We start from the raw sequence: 19,685 nt of genomic DNA on the forward strand, positions 1-19,685 counted from the left end.
TATTATCGACAGTGGTACTGTTAAATTTAGTAAATTGGCCAAAATGGAACAAAAAAGCTACATATTAGACTTAGTGAAGTCTATACTATGTAGCTCGGTTATTCCTACTCGTGGTTTGCTAATTCGGTTGCGATGGCATCCTCAATGGCTGTTATCGTACTGGAGGAACCTAAATAGTTATTTACCATAATCGAGAATATTAATTTCTGGCCGTCTTTCGCTGTGACATAGCCAGATAAACTAGACACTCCTGTTAAGGAACCTGTCTTTGCTTTGACATTGTTCGTTGCTGGTCCATCAGTCATCCGATAACGAAGTGTACCACCAACGAATCGTTCTGAATTACCAGCAACAGGTAATGACTGTTCAAACGATGTATACCAGTCTTCCTCTTGCACCGCATAAAGTAATTGGGATAGCTCGTTTGCAGGGATTAAGTTTTTATGGGACATACCGGATCCATCACGTAAAAGGATGGTATCGCCCTTAACGCCATATTGTGTTAATACCTCTTCCATGACAGAAAGCCCTTTATCCCAACTACCTTCATCATGAACTACTTTACCCATCTCCTTCGTCAAGGTTTCACCATGGCCGTTATTACTTAGCTTCATAAAGGGAATTAGTAAGTCTTCTAAAGTCATTGACTCTTTTGATGTAAGCAATGTAGCATCCTCTGGTGTTGTTCCAGTTGTTGTTTTAGCATTCCCGACGAACAAAATCCCGTTCTCTTCTAATGCTTTCTTGAAAACATCGACTGCATAACCAGTAGGCTCCCAAACCGATACCCAGGACCTAGCCATGGATCCATCAATCGGAATGACGCCATTAATGATAATGTTATTGGTTCCGTGTTCCCGTTCGATGGAGATAGCTCTACTATGATCTGAACTTACCGTTTTCGCATTGTTGATGATGTTGACGTAGTCTGTATGGGGTGTTAGTTTTACGATGGGCTTTCCATCTACTTCTTCAGCAGGATAGACCTCTACAATTACGGTCGATGCATCATAATCTTCATTAGGAGATAATGTCAGGGCGGATATTTGTGCACCTGTATAGAAAGGTTCATCAGACCAGTTCAGATCTTGAGATAGTCTTACATCATCATACCACGTGTCATCTCCAATTAGGTTGCCCTTAATATTCTTGATTCCTTTCGCTTTTAAATCAGCAGCAAATTGATCTAAATCGTGTTTGAGTAAGGTAGGGTCCCCTTTTCCCTTTAAGTAAAGATTCCCTTGAAGTACGGCTCCTTTAATAGATCCGTCTGTTAATACTTCTGTTGTAAATCGATAATCTGGTCCAAGGGTTTCTAGTGCGGCAATGGTGGTAAGAATTTTCATATTAGATGCAGGGTGTAAGCGGTGATCTCCGTAGTAAGAAAATAATAGTTCTCCTGAATCTGCATTTCGAATGCTGACCCCTGTTGTCGTTCCATCTAATGCTGGATTACTCAAGATCTGATTTAGTTTATCTGCTAAAGATGCTTGTTCGGTAGTTTCATTATTAGCTGATGGTGTTTGATTTTGTATCACAAAGAGAGTACTTATCATGCATACTACTAATAAACTTAGAAGTATTCGCTTCCAAAGCTTTGTTTGATTCATTTCCCCACTCCTTTGTTCATTTTTAAATATATATGAAATAATGGATAGGCTTATCCTAGGTCTAAAGTATACTTATAAGTATTTCCAAAGGAGGCGGAGGTTAAATATGCATGGTGAATCTAGGAAATTTTATTGATTGCTACACAAATATCAACATTGGAATCCTGTTGACCTTTCCAAACTTCCATATCATATCCTAATGGAATGAATCGATTCTGCTGTAGCCAATGATTATAGAGGAAATCATACGTTTTATAAATATCTGTTTTCGTACCTGTATGCTTACAATTAACATACATATTTTCTTCCATGGTGTAAAGCGTTGTATCATCTGGCGCCTCATCCATATGCTGAACCTCATAGCCAATGATGAGGCGTTCCTTATTTAGAAAAGGATTAAACTGCTCCATCATCGGATAAATATGAACGACGTATACATCATCACGTACTTTATTTGGTATTTTGTCGGAAATAGATTGAAGGCGCGAGACGGTATGCTGAATTACTTTTCTTTCCTCTTCGTCGCTAAGATGAGTTGGTAGGCAATATCCAATCAGTTGAAATGATTTTTTCTTAATAATTTTTGGCCCCAAATCGGTACACCTCCATATATTTATCCACCATTCATATTCTGACGACCCTCTAAATATGCATGAAAAGCTCGTCCTATTTGGAATGATACGCTCTTTCGTGACATAGAAATGAATAGAAGTCTATGTTAGGGGGTTATAAGATGGAAGAGGTACTAACGATTACGGTAGAGGATATGAAACGATATTATGATCTTAATCAGAAGAAAAAAGAAATCGAGAACGAGATGAATGGCTTAAAGAAAAAGTTTCATGGCGTACTGGATGCATCCTTTGGAAAACAAGCAAAAGGTGAAATACAGCGCGGGAATTATAAATTACAGCGTCAAATTAGAATAGCAACCAGTTATGACGATAATGGTACGGTTGAGAAGTTAGAAGAGCTGAATTTACAAGAATTTATTATAGAAACAAAGGTACCTGATACGGATAAGCTTGACTCTGCGATTAAACTAGGGCTTGTCGAGGAAGCGGATTTTAACGAACACAAGAAAACACGAATCACCCAAACAATCGTAGTTAAAGAGACGTTTTCAAGTGAAAAGTAATGACTTAATATAACTAGCTAGTAGCGATACTGGCTAGTTTTTATTTGCGTTCCGTTTGTTCAAGAATTGATGCTGAACCATATATAGTACCGGGTAAAAATTTACGGAAAATTCATTTTTAGTTAGCAATTACTTAATCTTACTACTTTACACTTGAGGTGAAGTTACTCAATTGATGGGAGTGAGACGATGAAGTTTCTTATCAAGGTATTTGTTTCTCTTTCTGCAATCTTAGTTTATATTACTTATTAATTCTGAAGGTGGGTTATTGGTGGTGAAATACTTTTCCCAAATGTATGCATTAGATTGTAAATCATTTCATTATATCAATCAGTACTTCGACCATAAACGTCTTAATACTATATTTCGTAAAATAACCCATATGGGTGGTGCAACGTTCACAATTTTAACCGTATTGTTACTGATTTTATTTACAACTGGTGCTGTACAAATGACAGCTATTGCTAGTGCTTTATCATTAACCATTAGTCACATTCCGGTTGCGCTTGTGAAAAAGCTGTGTCCACGTAAAAGGCCTTATTTAGTTCTTCAAAATAGTCGTGTGTTGGAAAATCCTTTAACAGACTGTTCATTTCCATCAGGCCATACAACAGCAATATTTTCTATTATAACTCCATTTATTCTACTGTTTCCGCTCTTTTCTATAGCTTTAATTCCAATAGCTTTTCTAGTAGCTATATCACGTGTATACCTTGGTTTACATTACCCTTCTGATGTCCTAGTAGGAAGTTTACTTGGCATAAGTTCCGGAGTGATCTGTTTTAACTTGTTGGTAACGAGTATAACTACTTTATAGAAATGGGGAGGATAAAGCATGAAAATCGCAATTTTTACGGATACTTTTGCACCAGATGTGAACGGTGTGGCAAAGACATTAAAACGGTTTACTGACTTTTTAAGTGACAAAGGGCTGGAATATAAGGTGTTTGCCCCCAAAAGTGCGAGTCAAAGTATGTATTCTAGTGATATTTATCGATTTAAAAGCCTCCCGCTTTTTCTTTATCCTGAATGTCGATTTGCGTTCCCGAATATGCTTCATGTGCGTGAAGAACTTATCCAATTCAAACCCGATATTATTCATGTTGCCACACCTTTTAATGTTGGGTTATGTGGCTTACATTACGCCAAAAAGTTAAATATCCCTCTAGTGGGATCCTATCATACTGATTTTGATAAGTACCTGGAATATTACGATTTGCAGTTTTTAACGAAGGTTTTATGGCGTTATATGCGCTGGTTTCATCGACCAATGCGTAAAATTTATGTACCATCTGTTGATACGATGGAAAACCTAAAAAAACACGGCTTTATGAATTTAGATATTTGGGCAAGAGGCATTGATTGTTCTACATTTCATCCTAATTTTGACCGGGAAGCTATGCGAAGGAAATATGGTATTAAAGAGAAGCATGTCCTTTTATATGTCGGTAGGATTGCACCAGAGAAGGATGTTATGCTTCTTCCGGAAATACATAATTCATTACCTGAACGAGTAAGAGAGGATGTGCACTGGCTAGTAGTAGGTGATGGCCCGAACCAAGAGGAATTAAGAAAAAAGTCCCCTGAGAAGATGACGTTTACTGGATTTTTATCTGGTCAGGAGCTTGCTCATGTATATGCTGCCAGTGACTTGTTTGTTTTTCCTTCTCCAACAGAAACATTTGGTAATGTTGTGCTAGAGGCAATAGCCAGTGGGACGCCAGCAATTGTGGCTAATGCGGGTGGTGTTCGGACGATCGTAAAGCATCAGAAAACAGGCATGTTGTGTGAAGAAAAAGATATAGAGGGATTTGCTAAGGCTATTACAGAGCTGTTAATAGATAGGAAAAAACGTAGAGAGATGGGTTTGAATGGCAGAGAGTATGCATTAACACAAACATGGGATAGTATATTTGAAGCACTATTAAAAGGTTATGAAGAAGCTATTGTTGAAAAGCAATTGGCCGTTTTAGCATAAAAGAACATATAGTAGTAATTAATAGTTGTTTAATTTAAAAGCAAAGGAATTATTATCTATCATCATTTCGGACGAGCGGATTTCTATTGGGAATCCGCTCGTCTATTTATCGGTATAAACGGAACTGGAAAAATGTATCAAATCAACCCAATTAATCCTCGAATAGTACATGTTTTAAACGTGAAAAATAAATGACAAAGGAGCTATAGGAGGAGAAAGAGATGGATAATGATCGAGCAGAAAAGATTCTTCAATCTGATGTATTTGTAAATGTGAATTATCATGGCATTCCCGTTTATATTCAAGAAGTGAATTATGATAAAGCGAAAGTTTTTCCACTTGATGCGCTTCACCATGAACAAGAGGTTGATTTAGCGGGACTTAACGAGTCTGGCCCAATTATACTGGAGGTGGATTAAGATGCACCGGATGAGAGCAGCTGATATTGCACAATCACCAGATATGAAGCGTGTGTGGTATAACGGTAAACAGGTGTATATTCAGCAGGTCAATGAAAATAATACAGCACGAATATTTCCACTAGATGATCCACAGAACGAGATGGATGTGCAACTAACTAACTTGTATGAGTTGCTATAAGATGTAAAATAAAAAAACCTCCTACATCTAGGAGGTTTTACCTTATGACATCCACTTTGGTGGCGTGTTTTTATCCCAATATATTTCACCTAATAGATGATGTACTTCAAAATTATCATCTTTTAAGTGGTAGTGGAAGTTAAACCAGTATCCATCTTGTGGTCTATTGTCACGTCTTACGTGGAATTTCGCGATATCTTCTTTCGTTAACTCATTGTATACATTAAATATTCTTTCTCCATAGCCATGTGATGGCTGCTCCGTAATGGAAAGATAGGATGCATCTTCTTTTGCAAGAATAGTCTCTAATGCTAGTTCCATCTTAGGTAAGATGATTTGTGTGAATTCATTTTCTACTTTTTGTGAAATCTTCGGTCCGAATTTTACAAAGCTTTGTTCTTTAGCCTTTTCCGTTAAGGAGCTAATGACATCTGTTTCTTCTTCAACTTCCGTGCGAATCTCAGTAGGAATGGCACTACTATCATTCTCTTTTGGACTAACAACCTCATTATTATCTTCATCTGCAATTAAATAAGTAGGCGTATATAAACCAAATGTTACGATTGCGATTAAAGCGACGGCTATTTTTCTCATCCACAGATTCATCTTTATTCCCCTCTTTTCTCCCTTACTTAAAAGTTTAGCATGATATTTTCATAGCTGTCTACTGAATAAAAGGTGCAATACTAAAAAATAGGAAAATAGACTTAAAATTAAATCTATTTCTATATGATAGGAATTTACAAACGATTTACATTTGGAACATATCCACTTAACATTTGTCTCTTATACTTAAATCTGTGAGAGGGGATAACCCTTAAATAAATATAAATTGCACTTTGGGGAGGACAATTTAGATGAAATTCAAAAAGTACTTGATGTTCCTATTTGTAGCTGCATTAGCAGTAATGCTAGTAGCTTGTGGGAATGACAAAGACGAAGACAATTCTGACGACGACAAAAGTTCTGAAGAAACATCTACAGAAAACGCAGATAACGGAACTGATACTGAATCAGAAGAGGAAGAAGCTTCAAGCGAATTAGATGGTAGTGTAGTAATCGATGGATCTGGTACAGTTTATCCGTTAATGTCTAGAATTGCTGAAGAATATATGACAAACGAACAACCAAAAGTATCTGTTGAAGTAAGCCGTGCGGGAACAAGTGCAGGATTTGAAAAATTCTTGCAAGAAAATGGTACAGACTTTAACGATGCATCACGTTATATCAAAGATGAAGAAAAAGAAAAAGCAGATGAGTTAGGTATTGAAGTATTAGAAATGAAAGTTGCTCTAGATGGTTTAACAATTGTAGTACACCCTGATAATGATTTCGCTACAGAATTAACTCCAGATCAAGTAGTTTCTATTTTCCTTGGAGAATATGAAAACTGGTCTGACGTAAATCCTGACTGGCCAAATGAAAAGATTCAAACTTATGGTCCAAATGAAAACCATGGAACATATGAATTCTTCCATGAAAATATTCTTGATAAACAAGATCTAGTTGATGGCATTAACCTTCAACAAGATTACTCAACTCTAGTAACACTAGTTTCTGAAGATGAGAATGCAATTGGATTCTTCGGATTTGGATATTATGACAGCAATAAAGATAAAGTAAATGCTGTATCAATTGACTTTGGTGATGGACCGGTTGCTCCTTCTCTAGATACAATTGCTGAAGATGGTGACTATGCAGATTACACTCGTCCAGTATTCACTTACTTGAACGTGAACAATGCTAAAGAAAAACCAGAAGTATTAGACTATGCAATCTATGTAATGGAGAACATCAACAGATTAGCAGGTGAAACTGGTTTCGCTCCAATTCCGGACGAGGAAGTACAGTCTCTAATCGATGAGTTGAAAGCATTACAATAATTGAATACGAACTGACATAGAATTTTGCAAACAATATACCATAAGATGAGGGCACCATTATGCTCTCATCTTATTGTGACTTTTAGATTTGGAAGGAGAGCTGCAAAGAGATGGCAGCAAACAGTAAGCCTAATCGCAATGATGCGATAGATGTGAAAAGTATGATAGAGCAAAACAAGCAGTCTAAGAGCTTATCGGCAGTAACAGAGAAAGCTATTCCGATACTGTTATTCCTGTTTGCGATTATTACTGTTTTAACTACGATTGGAATCGTACTGACATTGCTCTCGGAAACAATTGAATTCTTTAAACGTGTTCCTATCTGGGAATTTTTTAGCGGAACGGTATTAAAACCAATTAGTCAAAACCCTGAATTTGGTGTATTACCACTTATTAATGGTACTATTATTTCTACCTTAATTGCCATGCTTGTAGCAGGCCCAATTGGACTAATGGCCGCCATATATTTAAGTGAATATGCCTCTGATCGTGTAAGAAGAGTATTAAAGCCAATGCTAGAAATACTTGCAGGGATTCCTACTATTGTATACGGATTTTTTGCCTTCACATTTGTTACACCACTAATCCGTTCTATTTGGCCGGAAGTAGGGGCTACCAATATATTAAGTCCAGGTATCGTAATGGGAATCATGATTATTCCAATGATTGCTTCTTTATCTGAAGACGCTATGTCATCTGTTCCTAATTCCATCCGCGAAGGTGCGTTAGGACTGGGGGCAACAAAGCTAGAAACAACATTTAAAGTTGTTATGCCAGCAGCACTGTCCGGAATTATTGCGTCATTTGTACTAGGTATTTCACGTGCTATTGGTGAGACTATGATTGTTACAATCGCTAGTGGTAGCTCGAAAAACTTTACCTTTGATATTACCCAATCTATGCAGACGATGACAGCATATATAGTAGAAGTTTCTGGTGGAGAAGCCGCTGCAGGTACAACCGTATATTACAGCCTTTACGCGGTAGCAATGACACTATTTGTCTTTACACTGATTATGAATCTACTTGCAAGATACGTCTCTCGTAAGTTTAGGGAGGAATACTAAGATGAAATATATAGATGCAGATAAAGTATCGAAGCGTATGGGTCCGCGAATTCTGAAGAATAATTTATTAAAAGGCTTATTTCTAGTAGCAACCCTCTTTGGACTTATTGTTTTAGCAATCTTAATATATCGTGTTGTAGCAGATAGTATTGGTTGGATAGACTGGAACTTTCTAACTGGCAGACTATCAACGGATGCTGAACGTGCGGGTATCATGGGAGCTATTTTAGGTACTGTCTGGATGATGCTTGTAGTAGCACCAGTTACTTTAATTCTAGGTATTGGAACAGCCATTTACCTAGAGTTATATGCTAAAAAAGGACGCTTTCAATCTATCATCCAAACGAATATTGCTAACCTTGCTGGTGTACCGTCAATCGTTTATGGGATTTTAGGATTAACCATTTTTGTTCGTGCAATGAGCATGGGAAATATTATTCTAGCTGGTGGGTTGACACTATCACTTTTAATCCTTCCGATTGTAATAGTTGCCGCACAGGAAGCAATTCGTGCAGTTCCAGGCTATTTAAGTGAAGCATCATACGGAATGGGTGCTACCAAATGGCAAACCATTAGGAATGTGATCTTACCAGCGGCCTTACCTGGAATATTAACAGGTGCGATATTAGCACTTTCCCGTGCAATTGGTGAGACAGCGCCACTTACTGTAATTGGAATTCCGGCATTAATTATACCGTTTCCTGAAGGAATCTTTGATAAATTTACAGCACTTCCAATGCAAATTTACTATTGGACATTAGATTCATCCTTAGTAGCAGAATATGCAAACCTAGCAGCAGCAACTATTGTCGTTTTATTACTGCTATTGTTTGTATTGAATTCGGCGGCAATCTTTATCCGAAATAAGTTCCAACAACGTTTCTAAGTTAAGGAGGATATAGTCTTGAGTCTTTTAACAGTTAAGGAGAATAGTAGTATGTTAAATAATAGTGAAACCGTTGCGGTATCTCCTAGCCTTGCGAATCAAAATATTGTGTTTGACACAAAGGAGTTAAACCTTTGGTATGGTGAGACACATGCTTTAAAAGATATAAATCTTACAATTAATGAAAAAGAGGTAACAGCCATTATTGGTCCATCTGGCTGTGGTAAATCGACCTATTTAAAAACGTTAAATCGTATGGTGGAATTAGTTCCAACAGTCCGCACAACTGGTGAAATCAATTACAAAGGCAGGAGTATTCTAGATAAATCATTCAAAGTAGAAGATTTGAGAACTCACGTAGGTATGGTATTCCAAAAACCAAATCCATTTCCAAAATCAATCTACGATAATATTGCCTATGGTCCAAGAATTCATGGAATCCGTAATAAAAAGATTTTAGATGAAATCGTGGAGAAAAGTCTTCGTGGTGCTTATATTTGGGATGAAGTGAAGGATCGATTAAAGGAAAATGCTTACGGACTTTCCGGTGGACAGCAACAACGTTTATGTATAGCTCGTACACTAGCAATCGAACCAGATGTTATCCTAATGGATGAGCCTACCTCAGCGCTAGATCCAAAGTCTACATTAAAGATTGAGGACCTTGTTCAAGAGTTGAAAAAGGATTACTCCATTATCATCGTAACGCATAATATGCAACAAGCAGCTCGTATCTCTGATCGTACAGCCTTTTTCTTAAATGGAGAAGTAGTAGAGATGGACGAAACCAATACTATTTTTACAAAACCAAGAGATAATCGTACAGAAGATTATATTTCTGGACGTTTTGGATAAACTATATAATGAATTTCATCTTCCCCCTTTGATGAATATAGAAAAGACCGGCCACAGTGCCGGTCTTTTTGTATGCATTTTGATATTTATAAAGTAAAAGCCTCAGGTCGTAAATCGTATCGGATGATGTTCGGTCATAAAAATACTGAGGCTGGGACAAAAGAATTTATCTTAAAGTAAAAACCGAATGATGAGCTAGTATCGTGTATTATTCGGTTTTACATTAAATTCTTTTAGTTATGTCCCAGCCTCAGTTTAGTTCATCACGATTATGGTAGAGTTATCTACCTACTACTGGATAGTAAATTGCTTTGTACTTTCTGTTAGTGATTTCGATATGTCGGTAAGCTTTAATCCGACCTCATGTGTATGTTCCATCTGCTTTATCTGACCTTCACTACTTGCAAGCATTTCTTCTGCGCTTGCCAGTGTCTCTTGTGATACCGATAGGAAGCCAAATGTTTCTTTTTCTAATGACGGTAATAGCTGCTCTAGTTCCTTTAATTCCCCTTGAACACCTTGAAGCTCTGTACTTACCTCGAAAATCTCTTGCATCATTTCATCTATTGAAAACTTGGCTTCATTAGACTTAATTAGTGTATTGGTTGTCTTGACTAACATATTTTCAAATTCATTTGTCGCGGTCTCAGTGACCTGTTCCATGTTAGAAATGGACTCGGTGATCTGTTCCGCGGCATTAGACGATTGTTCCGCGAGTTTACCTACTTCATTTGCGACTACAGCGAAGCCTTTACCAGCATCTCCTGCGCGGGCAGCCTCAATAGATGCATTTAAAGATAGTAATTTAGTTTGTTCTGCAATGCCTTGAATCAGCCCAACTAGCTTATTAATGGACTTTGAATAGGATTGGACATGTTGGATTGTCTTAGTTAAGTGTTCGAACTCTTGCTTAAATGTATTGATCGTGTTAATTAATTCTGTCATATTTTTTTCACCATGTTGTGCGGAGTGGTTCATTTGATTGGCACTGGAAAAGATTTCTCCCATACTTTCAATCATTTGTTCAATTTTATCCTTCATAATTTTAAACGATTCCGAACTTCCCTCTGAGCTACTTGCGGTTTGTTCCGCTCCTACTTTTACAGTCTGTATAGCATCAATTAAATCTTGACTAGATGCAAGTGTATTTTCAGACGATTGCTGTAGCTCTGTGCCCGTTTGTTCAAGGTTAATGGTTGTATCTTTAATTTGGTGGAGCATGGAACGCATATGATTAATCATAGCATTGTAGCTTCTATCCAAGGAAGATACCTCTGGGATGCTCGTCTTTATTTCAGTGGAATCCTCTCGTAAATCACCATTTCGCACTTTCTTCATTTTTTCTCTTAAGATGGAAAGAGGTTTTGATATGTTATTGGTAAAAATAGTAATGACGAATGAGGATATTAGAATACCAATAAGAATAATACTAATCATAATGATAGCGAGTTGATTAACTGGCTTCATATAGGTAGCGGTCGGTACAACTAATACATATTTCCCCTCAAGGTTATTAATCGCTTTAATACTTAATGTGAAGTCCTTTCCGTCAATTGAAGTATGTAGGATGCCATCCTCTGCATTTAGTATGGTTTCTAGCAAGGAATCGGATATCGGCGGAAGGGTGTTTTCACTAACTTTAAATGGAATGAGTTCATCATCTTTCGTATAAAAATAATCGGAGACGATTTCATCATTGGTTAGCTTTGTTTGTTGGTCACGTACACTGATGTTAACCTGCTGCATGAAGTAATCATATTGATCGTCACTGGGATAAACAAATTTTAAATTGTCCACCAGATATTCAATTAAGTCGGCTTCACGTACGAGTCTATTTTCGATTGCTTCCATTGTGGTATTACGAGAAATCGTGTACGCACTTACACCTACTGCGACGACTGTAAGGGTTAAAAGAATAATGAATATCGTTAGGATACGACTTCGTAGGCTTCTTTCCCGTTTGTTTCGGCTTTTATTCTTATCAGAGCTGTTCAATGTAAAACCTCCACATTAGCATTCTAGTATATAGTAAATTATACCAACGTAATGTAAAGTCGCTGTTAAATTCATGTGAATTTATAGTTCTTTAGACATAGGAAACGATTACTTGTTGGTCGGGGTGTGGGTTGTGTATTAATATTATTAACTTGTTGATTAAAAATATTAATATAATGGATAATAAATATTAAATTATTTAATTTCATGTTTACAAAAATACTGAAGTTGTATATAATGATAGCAAAATAAGGAAAGGGATTATCATGACACATCCATTAATTACGCAATGTCCAGTTTGTAGCAATACATTAATCGTAACGAAACTTCAATGTAACCACTGCCATACAACAATTGAAAATGACTTTTCACTTTCCAAATTTAACCTTTTATCCAAGGAGCAGCTAGACTTTATTGAAACCTTTATGGTTGCGAGAGGGAATATTAAAGAAGTTGAAAAGGAGCTAGGAATTTCATATCCAACTGTTAGAGGAAAATTAAATGATATTATTCAAGCATTAGGATATGAAACAAGACAAAAGAATGTCCTAGATGAACGTGCAATTCTTGGTATGCTGGAAAAAGGGGAAATTACACCTGACGAAGCAATTAAAATGTTAAAAGAATAAGGAGGAGATTAAAGTGAAGGAAGAGATTTCAAAAATATTAAAGATGATGGAAGAAGGGAAGATTGATGCAGATAAAGCAGGTGAGTTAATAGCGGTATTAAAGGATAAAGATGAGAAGGGGAAGTCTTCCAATTATCTCAATAAAACGTTAAAGGTTAGAATTCAATCCAATGAAAGTGATATCGTTAATGTTAACTTGCCAATAAGATTATGTCAGGCAGTATTGAAGGCTGGCCATGGAATAGCAGCTAATATTCCAGAGGCAGAGAAATATGTAAAGGATATAGATATTAATCTTATTTTAGAAGCAATTGATCAAGAAGCAGAAGGTAAAATCGTTGATATCGTATCAGGAGATGGCGATAAAGTCGCTATATTCGTAGAGTAAGAAAATGATTAAAGTAACGATAAGAACGAGTAAGAATAGAGGATTTACCATTCCAGTACCCTACTTTGTATTACATCTTGGAACCAACATAATTTGTACGAATATGGTTTGGAAAAGGATTATAAGAAGAACCAATAACTCCTATGACAATCACTCCACATCATTGACTCCTATTCATAAACAATTGATCAAACCACTTCTCAAACAAGTAATCAAAGAAGCACAAAATTACCGAGGCGAAACCATTGTAGAATTACGACAATCAGGTAAGGAAGAAATAACGATTAGACTATAAGAGAGATTGCCCATAACGGAGGGCAATCTCTCTTCGTTATTCCTCAAACTATTCTTCTTCTGTGGATTTCAATCGACGAAATACAATAAAGAAGTAAACCGATCCAATTAGATACAATCCTGCCGTAATCGTAAAGATATGTGCATACCCCCAATAGGAGCCGTACATCATCACGATCGAAGTAGATACCGGTCCCATAAACGCCCAACCAAGTTGAAATACCATTTGGTTAATCGAGTTCGCTAATCCCTTCACATTGTCATCGACTTTAGACATCATAAGTGATGACTGAATCGGATTTCCTGCATTCATAAGTGCCTGCCTGAATAAGAATCCCAGGCTAGCTAAGAGCAGATTTTCCGTATAGGCTGTTAACAATAGAAACGGAAGAGAGGAGAGCTGTAAATAAACAACGGCCCGAACTTCTCCCACCTTCTTCACTACAACTGGACCGATAAACATGGCAACCGCTGTAGCGGCCTGGCCTAATGAAATGATTAGTCCAATCATGGAATTAGATGCAGCAAATCGGTCGGCGAAATATAGGTTTAAATAGGGAATGACAAGCCCACTACCAAATCCGATTAATAGCTGTGCTACTGCAAATAAAGCAATGACCTTAAAACCAGTTTTATTTACCTTTAGAAACTCTCTAAATGGTACTCTATCCACTTTCTCCACTTTAGGTTTCGGCTTCTCCACCATTTTAATAATGGGGAAGAATGCTACTAAATAAAAGATACTCCCAATCATTAATGTAAAACGAATAGCACTTAAATCATTGGTAAACAGTGCAAAGAAGTCGGTTAACGTACCACCAAGTAGACTCCCAACGACATTAGCCGCCGTCATAATAGCAGCGTGCAGACTAAAGAGATGAACACGTTGCTTTGGATTCGAGTTCTCTGCGAGCCAGGGAATCGAAGAAACCTGAAGGAACGCTGTGAAGACCCCAGTAGCAAATCCTGTTATTAATAGAAGTGATTGCAGTTCTACTAAACTACGTAAGATAAGAATTAGTCCGGTAAGTAGCACGCCAAATGCCATAACTCGCTTTCTACCTAGCTTATCACTCATGATCCCAGCTGGAACAAGAATAATAGCCGTAGCTAGAGCAGTTAATGCGATAATTTGACCATTAACATCATGGCTAAGTCCAAGCTCCTGGATATAAATATTGTAAATGACCATAAACATACCTAACCCGATTTGGGAGAAGATATTGGCCCATATTGCTAGTTTAATATTTTGGTTGTAGGTCTTTAGCTGTTCAGACCATTCTTTGAGGAATATCGCCATTGTTATGTCGCCTCTCCTAGTATTTCGTGTCCCTAAGTAATATACAATCAATTGCGTAAAAAGTAAACGGAAGTGATGAGAATTTAATGAAAAAAATAAAAAAACCTATTGCCAATTTTCGCAACTTACGGTATCTTATATATCATAATGATATATATCAAAAAGATAGGTGTTAACATGGCGAAAACAAATCATACAAAATATGCAATATTAGGCTTACTAACAACAGGCTGTAGAACAGGCTATCAAATGAAGCAAATGATGGATACGAGCTTGAATCACTTTTGGAAAATAAGCTACGGACAAATTTATCCAACGCTGAAGCAAATAGTAGAGGATGGGCTAGCAACTGTACAAGATATACCCCAGGATGGAAAACCAGATGTAAAAGAGTACCTTCTTACCGAAGCGGGGGAGGAGGAACTTCGTCAGTGGCTCTCCTCACCATTAGAAAATATCCCTGTGGCAAAGAATGAGGTACTCCTAAAGCTATTCTTTAGTCGACATCAGCCTAAGGAAACTACTATCGATTATTTAGTGCATTATCAAGAAATTTTACAAGAACGGCTTCACACATATGAGGAAATAGAGGAATTAATTCAGATTCATTCTATAGAGAAGGCGGATGCGCAATATTGGCTGTTTACATTAGATTACGGTAAACAAATAACGGCAGCTGAATTGAAGTGGTGTAAGGATACGATCAATAAATTAAGTTAAGGGGGAGTATGGATGGGGCAGAAAGTATATCCAGGTAGATACACAACAGAAAATAATGAGGATGTCGTCGTATTTATGATTGGAATGAGGATTAATAAACGGTGGGCAATCCATAAATGGTTTCCGGTGTTTAAAGCTATGCCCGGCATGATCAGGGAGTTATATGCAAATAAAGACGAATTAGGCTTTCTTTCCATGGAAAGCTTCTATGGATTGCGTACAACTATTATGATTTCCTATTGGCGGTCAACGGAAGATTTACTAGCCTATGCTAGGGGTGCTAAACATTTAGCTGCCTGGAGAGAGTTTAATCAGAAGGTCGGAGATAATGAGGCGGTCGGTATTTATCATGAAACCTATTCCGTTCCAAAGGGAAGCTATGAATCGGTGTACGGTAATATGCCATTATTTGGTCTAGCAAAGGCAAAAAAACATCGCCTCATTACACCAGACATCAGAACAGCTAAAAAACGATTATCAGCAGTAAAGACAAATTCTTCAAACTAATGGTTTTGGTGGTAAGAAGGGGTGTCATAGATTTCCGCGAGATGTTTAAACTTGCTAGGATAAAAGGGATTAGCCCCCAACATTAGGAGCTAATCCCTTTATATTTCCTAATTCTTCATTTTCGGATCAAGTGCATCCCTTAACCCATCTCCAACAAGGTTAAACCCTAATACGACTAACATAATCGATACACCTGGGAAAATTAATGTCCATGGTGCTAATTGGATAAAGTCACGAGAGCTTGCTAGCATTGCTCCCCATTCTGGATCAGGTGGCTGAGCGCCGAGCCCTAGGAACCCAAGTGCTGCTGCTTCTAAAATAGCGGTACCAAAGCTTAATGTTGCTTGAACGATTATCGGGGCAACACTATTTGGTAGTATGTGATGAAAAATAATTCTTCCATTCTTCATCCCTTGGGCTCTTGCTGCCATAATAAATTCTTCTTCTCGTAAACTAATTACTTTAGATCGTATTAGTCTACCAAATATCGGGATATTAACAATCGCAATAGCGATTAACGCATTTTGTAGAGACGCTCCTAAGATTGCTACAATCGCAATGGCAAGGAGAATACTAGGAAAGGCTAGTAAAATATCAAATATACGTGAAATGATCATATCAATCCATCTTCCATAATACCCAGCAATAACGCCAAGCAAGGTACCGAAAAGAAGAGCACCTGTAACAGCGAAAAATCCAACCTGTAGGGATATCCTTGCCCCATAAGCGATTCTCGTAAAAATATCTCTCCCAACATCATCAGTACCAAACCAATGCTCACCAGAAGGCGGCTGTAGGCGATTAACTGGATTAATCTTATCGTATGGATAGGACGTAATCAAAGGAGCCAAGAGAGCAATTAAAATAAAAAAGAGAATGATAATCATACCGGCTATTGCGAAAGGGTTTTTACGCAGCTGACGTAAGGAATCCTTCCATGGTGATATGGCTTTTATGTCTTCTTGTTCTGGTTGCATGGTAACGCTCAAATGATTATGTTGTGTGGTTGTTTCATTCTTATCTTGTATTTTCATGACCCGCCCCCCTTAGTAATTAATCCTTGGATCAATAAATTTATAGAGTAGGTCTACAACCAGATTAATGATCACAAATAAAAAAGCAATAACTAAGATGCCGGACTGTATAACCGGGTAGTCCCGATACGTAATAGCCTCGTAGATATAACGACCAACACCTGGCCAACTAAATATCGTTTCGGTCAATATTGCGCCACCTAATAGAACTCCGGTTTGAAGACCGATGACAGTTAGGACAGGGATCAAGGCATTTTTAAGCGCATGCTTATAAATGATTAAGAACTGGCCAGATCCTTTAGCACGTACGGTTCTAATGTAATCTGACTTCATGACCTCTAGCATGCTGGAACGAGTCATCCTAGCGATAATAGCCATAGGAATGGTTCCTAAGGCGATGCTTGGTAATACTAAGTGCTTTAATATGGTCACGGTCCTAGAAAAATCACCATGTAATATAGAATCCAGTACATAAAAATATGTAATAGGTTCCATTGGATCTCGATTATCTTGTCTTCCGCTCGAAGGAAACCAGCTTAGTTCTTGAGCAAAAATCCATTGCTCCATTAATGCCAACCAGAACACGGGAATCGATACGCCAATTAGAGCAACTAACATGGCGAGAAAGTCAAACCACGAATTTTGCCTCCATGCACTAATAATTCCTGCATTCACACCGATAATGATTGCGAACGCCATCGCAAATAAGGTTAATTCAAATGTAGCTGCAATATAAGGCCATATTTCTTCGGCGATAGGCGTCTTTGTTTTTAATGATGTTCCTAAATCACCCTGAAGTAGATCAGCTATATAAATGGAATATTGTATGGCATATGGTTCGTTTAGTCCCATGCTTTCTTCCAAGTCTCTTATGGCTGTTTCGCTTGCGGTTTCTCCTAAGATGACTTGTGCAGGGTTACCTGGGATTAGATGGACAATAGAAAATGTAATGAGTGTCATCCCGATTAAGACGGGAATGAGCATTAGTAAACGACGGACGGTATAGGAGAACATTCTTTCACCTCAGTCTTTTGGGAAATCCAAGTCTATAAGAGGGAAGGGTAGTAGAAAGTACTACTACCCTTATCTCTGTTACATTAATTCTCAATTTCGACTTCTGCTAAGGATTCGCTTGTTGATGGGTGTGGTACATAATTCTTTACTTGTGATGTTGTTGCTAAAACAGGTCGAGAGTGCACTAATGGAACCATTGGAGCATCTTCTGCTATTAGGGCTTGTGCCTGTTTATACAATTCAGCACGTTCATCTTGGTCTATAGCTACTTTAGCTGCATCAAGTAACTTATCTACTTCTGGATTAGCATAGAATTCACGGTTACTCGTTCCAACATTACTACCGTGAAGTAAGCTACTTAAGAAATAATCAGGGTCCCCATTCGTACCGGACCAGCCCAGCATATACATTTGATGGTCCCCGTTCATTGTTTTCTCAAGATATGGAGCCCATTCTTCTCTGACAATCTTAGCCGTAATGCCGATGTCAGCTAAATTACTTTGAATAATAACCGCAACAGTTTCTGGGTCTGGCATATATGGACGAGCAACAGGCATTGTCCATAATTCGATTTCCAGTCCATCTGCATAACCAGCTTCGGCTAATAGCTCCTTCGCTTTGTCAACATCATATGGATAGCCTTCTATTTCATCGTTATACCCCATATAGCTTGGAGGTAATGGGTTTTTAGCTGGTACAGCATACCCAGCATATAAGGCATCTGCAATCGCTTCACGGTCGATAGCATAACTGATGGCTTGACGTAGTGTTTTATTTGTAAATGGTTCCTTTTCAACATTAAAGCCAACATAACCAAAGTTATTCTCTGCCCGTTCGTGAAGAATTAGATTTTCATCTGTTTCAACGCCGGCAGCATCATCTGGATTTAATCCATCCATAATGTCAATTTCTCCAGAACGAAGTGCGATAAGGCGCGCCGCGTTATCCGGAATAACCGTAAATACGACACGGTCTAATTTTGGCTGCCCCTCGACACGATAGTCTTCAAATTTCTCTAAAACTATGGAATCATCCTTACTCCAGCTGACAAATTTAAAAGGACCAGTACCCACTGGATTTTCATTAATTCTTGAACCAAATTCCTCAAGAGCAGCTGGTGACGTAATAGCAAAGTAGGACATCGCCATATTCTGTAAGAAGAACCCTAAAGGTCGATTTAAGACAAATTCGATTTCATGATCATTGATGACGTTAATTTCCTTAATGACATGCCCCTCATCTCCTTTGTACCCGCCAAACATCGTTCCGTACATGGAGTAGACGTAGCCATCATCTGAAAAGGAATAATCGTGTTCTGGATCTGACCAACGTTCAAAGTTAACCTTAACTGCCTCTGCATTAAACTCTGTTCCGTCATGGAATGTTACCCCTTCTTCTAAATAAAAGGTATAGGTTAACCCGTCCTCAGAAACTTTCCAGTCGTGGGCTAACGAAGGAACTACCTCAAAAGATTCCTTATCAAAATCAAGTAACCCTTCTAACACCTGCTTTGTTACCCTAGAGGATTCCCCATCTGTTGTACTACCAGGGTCAAGACTCTCTGAATCACCACCACGTGCAAAGATTAGAACTTGATCCCCGCCACCAGCTGCTGCTTCTTCGGTTTCGTTTTCCGTATCATCTGTTTCGGTAGAGTCAGTATCTGTTGGATTGTCTGTTTCCTCAGTCTCATTGCCACCACTACATGCAGCCAATAATAAAAGAAAAGCTAGAAATAGTGTGATAAACAGTGATTGTTTAAACTTCACATAAATTCCCCCTATTAA

The 19,685-nt window shown here is 37.9% G+C and carries 22 protein-coding genes; 14 read left to right on the top strand and 8 right to left on the bottom strand.

Going from position 1 to position 19,685, the window contains the following annotated elements; all coding sequences use genetic code 11:
* Window positions 1-104: 104 nt before the first annotated feature.
* Window positions 105-1,610: a D-alanyl-D-alanine carboxypeptidase/D-alanyl-D-alanine endopeptidase gene (gene dacB / locus AAIB49_RS06500; RefSeq protein ID WP_445254497.1), complete on the bottom strand. Its 1,506-nt coding sequence runs from the start codon at window positions 1,608-1,610 to the stop codon at window positions 105-107.
* 119 nt (window positions 1,611-1,729) lie between these two features.
* The gene (locus AAIB49_RS06505) at window positions 1,730-2,203 is read right to left on the bottom strand and encodes a GyrI-like domain-containing protein (RefSeq protein ID WP_343457552.1); all 474 of its coding nucleotides are present in this window, start codon (window positions 2,201-2,203) and stop codon (window positions 1,730-1,732) included.
* A gap of 140 nt (window positions 2,204-2,343) precedes the next feature.
* Here AAIB49_RS06505 and AAIB49_RS06510 point away from each other — a divergent pair, with 140 nt between their 5' ends.
* The 5 genes from AAIB49_RS06510 (at window position 2,344) to AAIB49_RS06530 (ending at window position 5,326) form a co-directional block, all read left to right on the top strand.
* Window positions 2,344-2,748, top strand: coding sequence for a hypothetical protein (locus AAIB49_RS06510; protein ID WP_343457553.1), 405 nt, complete (start codon window positions 2,344-2,346; stop codon window positions 2,746-2,748).
* A 268-nt stretch (window positions 2,749-3,016) separates the two neighbouring features.
* The gene (locus AAIB49_RS06515) at window positions 3,017-3,565 is read left to right on the top strand and encodes a phosphatase PAP2 family protein (protein WP_445254498.1); all 549 of its coding nucleotides are present in this window, start codon (window positions 3,017-3,019) and stop codon (window positions 3,563-3,565) included.
* Window positions 3,566-3,583: 18 nt separating this feature from the next.
* Entirely contained in the window at window positions 3,584-4,726 is a 1,143-nt protein-coding gene (locus tag AAIB49_RS06520; protein WP_339212775.1) for a glycosyltransferase family 4 protein, read from the top strand.
* 221 nt (window positions 4,727-4,947) lie between these two features.
* Window positions 4,948-5,145: a small, acid-soluble spore protein, H family gene (locus AAIB49_RS06525; RefSeq protein ID WP_339212779.1), complete on the top strand. Its 198-nt coding sequence runs from the start codon at window positions 4,948-4,950 to the stop codon at window positions 5,143-5,145.
* Window position 5,146: 1 nt separating this feature from the next.
* On the top strand, window positions 5,147-5,326 hold the full coding sequence (locus AAIB49_RS06530; RefSeq protein ID WP_339212780.1) for an H-type small acid-soluble spore protein: 180 nt from the start codon (window positions 5,147-5,149) through the stop codon (window positions 5,324-5,326).
* Window positions 5,327-5,368: 42 nt separating this feature from the next.
* Here AAIB49_RS06530 and AAIB49_RS06535 read toward each other — a convergent pair whose 3' ends face one another.
* Window positions 5,369-5,932 (bottom strand): YpjP family protein, encoded by a 564-nt coding sequence (locus AAIB49_RS06535; RefSeq protein WP_339212782.1) that lies wholly within the window; start codon window positions 5,930-5,932, stop codon window positions 5,369-5,371.
* 251 nt (window positions 5,933-6,183) lie between these two features.
* On the opposite strand from AAIB49_RS06535, the gene AAIB49_RS06540 reads away from it, so the two are divergent.
* The 4 genes from AAIB49_RS06540 (at window position 6,184) to pstB (ending at window position 10,017) form a co-directional block, all read left to right on the top strand.
* Window positions 6,184-7,209 carry a PstS family phosphate ABC transporter substrate-binding protein gene (locus AAIB49_RS06540; protein WP_339212783.1) on the top strand — a complete coding sequence of 342 codons (1,026 nt, stop codon included), beginning with the start codon at window positions 6,184-6,186 and terminating at the stop codon, window positions 7,207-7,209.
* Window positions 7,210-7,319: 110 nt separating this feature from the next.
* Window positions 7,320-8,276: a phosphate ABC transporter permease subunit PstC gene (gene pstC, locus AAIB49_RS06545; RefSeq protein ID WP_339212785.1), complete on the top strand. Its 957-nt coding sequence runs from the start codon at window positions 7,320-7,322 to the stop codon at window positions 8,274-8,276.
* A gap of 1 nt (window position 8,277) precedes the next feature.
* Window positions 8,278-9,162: a phosphate ABC transporter permease PstA gene (gene pstA, locus AAIB49_RS06550; protein ID WP_339212788.1), complete on the top strand. Its 885-nt coding sequence runs from the start codon at window positions 8,278-8,280 to the stop codon at window positions 9,160-9,162.
* Window positions 9,163-9,213: 51 nt separating this feature from the next.
* On the top strand, window positions 9,214-10,017 hold the full coding sequence (gene pstB / locus AAIB49_RS06555) for a phosphate ABC transporter ATP-binding protein PstB (RefSeq protein WP_343457564.1): 804 nt from the start codon (window positions 9,214-9,216) through the stop codon (window positions 10,015-10,017).
* A 291-nt stretch (window positions 10,018-10,308) separates the two neighbouring features.
* On the opposite strand, the gene AAIB49_RS06560 is transcribed toward pstB, so the two are convergent.
* Complete coding sequence (locus AAIB49_RS06560; protein ID WP_339212789.1) at window positions 10,309-12,012, bottom strand: methyl-accepting chemotaxis protein; 1,704 nt, start codon at window positions 12,010-12,012, stop codon at window positions 10,309-10,311.
* A gap of 266 nt (window positions 12,013-12,278) precedes the next feature.
* On the opposite strand from AAIB49_RS06560, the gene AAIB49_RS06565 reads away from it, so the two are divergent.
* From AAIB49_RS06565 to AAIB49_RS06575, 3 genes are read left to right on the top strand one after another with little or no spacing between them, the layout of a single operon-like run.
* Window positions 12,279-12,641 (top strand): DUF2089 domain-containing protein, encoded by a 363-nt coding sequence (locus tag AAIB49_RS06565; RefSeq protein ID WP_339212791.1) that lies wholly within the window; start codon window positions 12,279-12,281, stop codon window positions 12,639-12,641.
* 13 nt (window positions 12,642-12,654) lie between these two features.
* Entirely contained in the window at window positions 12,655-13,029 is a 375-nt protein-coding gene (locus AAIB49_RS06570; protein ID WP_343457554.1) for an SHOCT-like domain-containing protein, read from the top strand.
* 4 nt (window positions 13,030-13,033) lie between these two features.
* Complete coding sequence (locus tag AAIB49_RS06575; RefSeq protein ID WP_343457555.1) at window positions 13,034-13,324, top strand: hypothetical protein; 291 nt, start codon at window positions 13,034-13,036, stop codon at window positions 13,322-13,324.
* Between the two features lie 48 nt (window positions 13,325-13,372).
* Here AAIB49_RS06575 and AAIB49_RS06580 read toward each other — a convergent pair whose 3' ends face one another.
* The gene (locus AAIB49_RS06580; protein WP_343457556.1) at window positions 13,373-14,623 is read right to left on the bottom strand and encodes an MFS transporter; all 1,251 of its coding nucleotides are present in this window, start codon (window positions 14,621-14,623) and stop codon (window positions 13,373-13,375) included.
* A 177-nt stretch (window positions 14,624-14,800) separates the two neighbouring features.
* On the opposite strand from AAIB49_RS06580, the gene AAIB49_RS06585 reads away from it, so the two are divergent.
* Together AAIB49_RS06585 and AAIB49_RS06590 are read left to right on the top strand one after the other, a co-directional pair.
* Window positions 14,801-15,343: a PadR family transcriptional regulator gene (locus AAIB49_RS06585; protein WP_343457557.1), complete on the top strand. Its 543-nt coding sequence runs from the start codon at window positions 14,801-14,803 to the stop codon at window positions 15,341-15,343.
* A gap of 12 nt (window positions 15,344-15,355) precedes the next feature.
* On the top strand, window positions 15,356-15,850 hold the full coding sequence (locus AAIB49_RS06590) for a DUF4188 domain-containing protein (RefSeq protein ID WP_343457558.1): 495 nt from the start codon (window positions 15,356-15,358) through the stop codon (window positions 15,848-15,850).
* Window positions 15,851-15,957: 107 nt separating this feature from the next.
* On the opposite strand, the gene AAIB49_RS06595 is transcribed toward AAIB49_RS06590, so the two are convergent.
* The 3 genes from AAIB49_RS06595 to AAIB49_RS06605 all read right to left on the bottom strand — a co-directional run bounded on the left by AAIB49_RS06595 (window position 15,958) and on the right by AAIB49_RS06605 (window position 19,667).
* On the bottom strand, window positions 15,958-16,827 hold the full coding sequence (locus AAIB49_RS06595) for an ABC transporter permease (protein ID WP_481857844.1): 870 nt from the start codon (window positions 16,825-16,827) through the stop codon (window positions 15,958-15,960).
* A 69-nt stretch (window positions 16,828-16,896) separates the two neighbouring features.
* Window positions 16,897-17,898, bottom strand: a complete 1,002-nt coding sequence (locus AAIB49_RS06600; protein ID WP_339212802.1) for an ABC transporter permease — start codon at window positions 17,896-17,898, stop codon at window positions 16,897-16,899.
* A gap of 83 nt (window positions 17,899-17,981) precedes the next feature.
* Window positions 17,982-19,667 (bottom strand): ABC transporter substrate-binding protein, encoded by a 1,686-nt coding sequence (locus AAIB49_RS06605; protein WP_339212804.1) that lies wholly within the window; start codon window positions 19,665-19,667, stop codon window positions 17,982-17,984.
* Window positions 19,668-19,685 lie beyond the last annotated feature (18 nt).

The organism is Ornithinibacillus proteolyticus, from assembly GCF_039581225.1.
In the GTDB taxonomy this organism is placed as follows: Bacteria; Bacillota; Bacilli; order Bacillales; family Amphibacillaceae; genus Ornithinibacillus; species Ornithinibacillus massiliensis.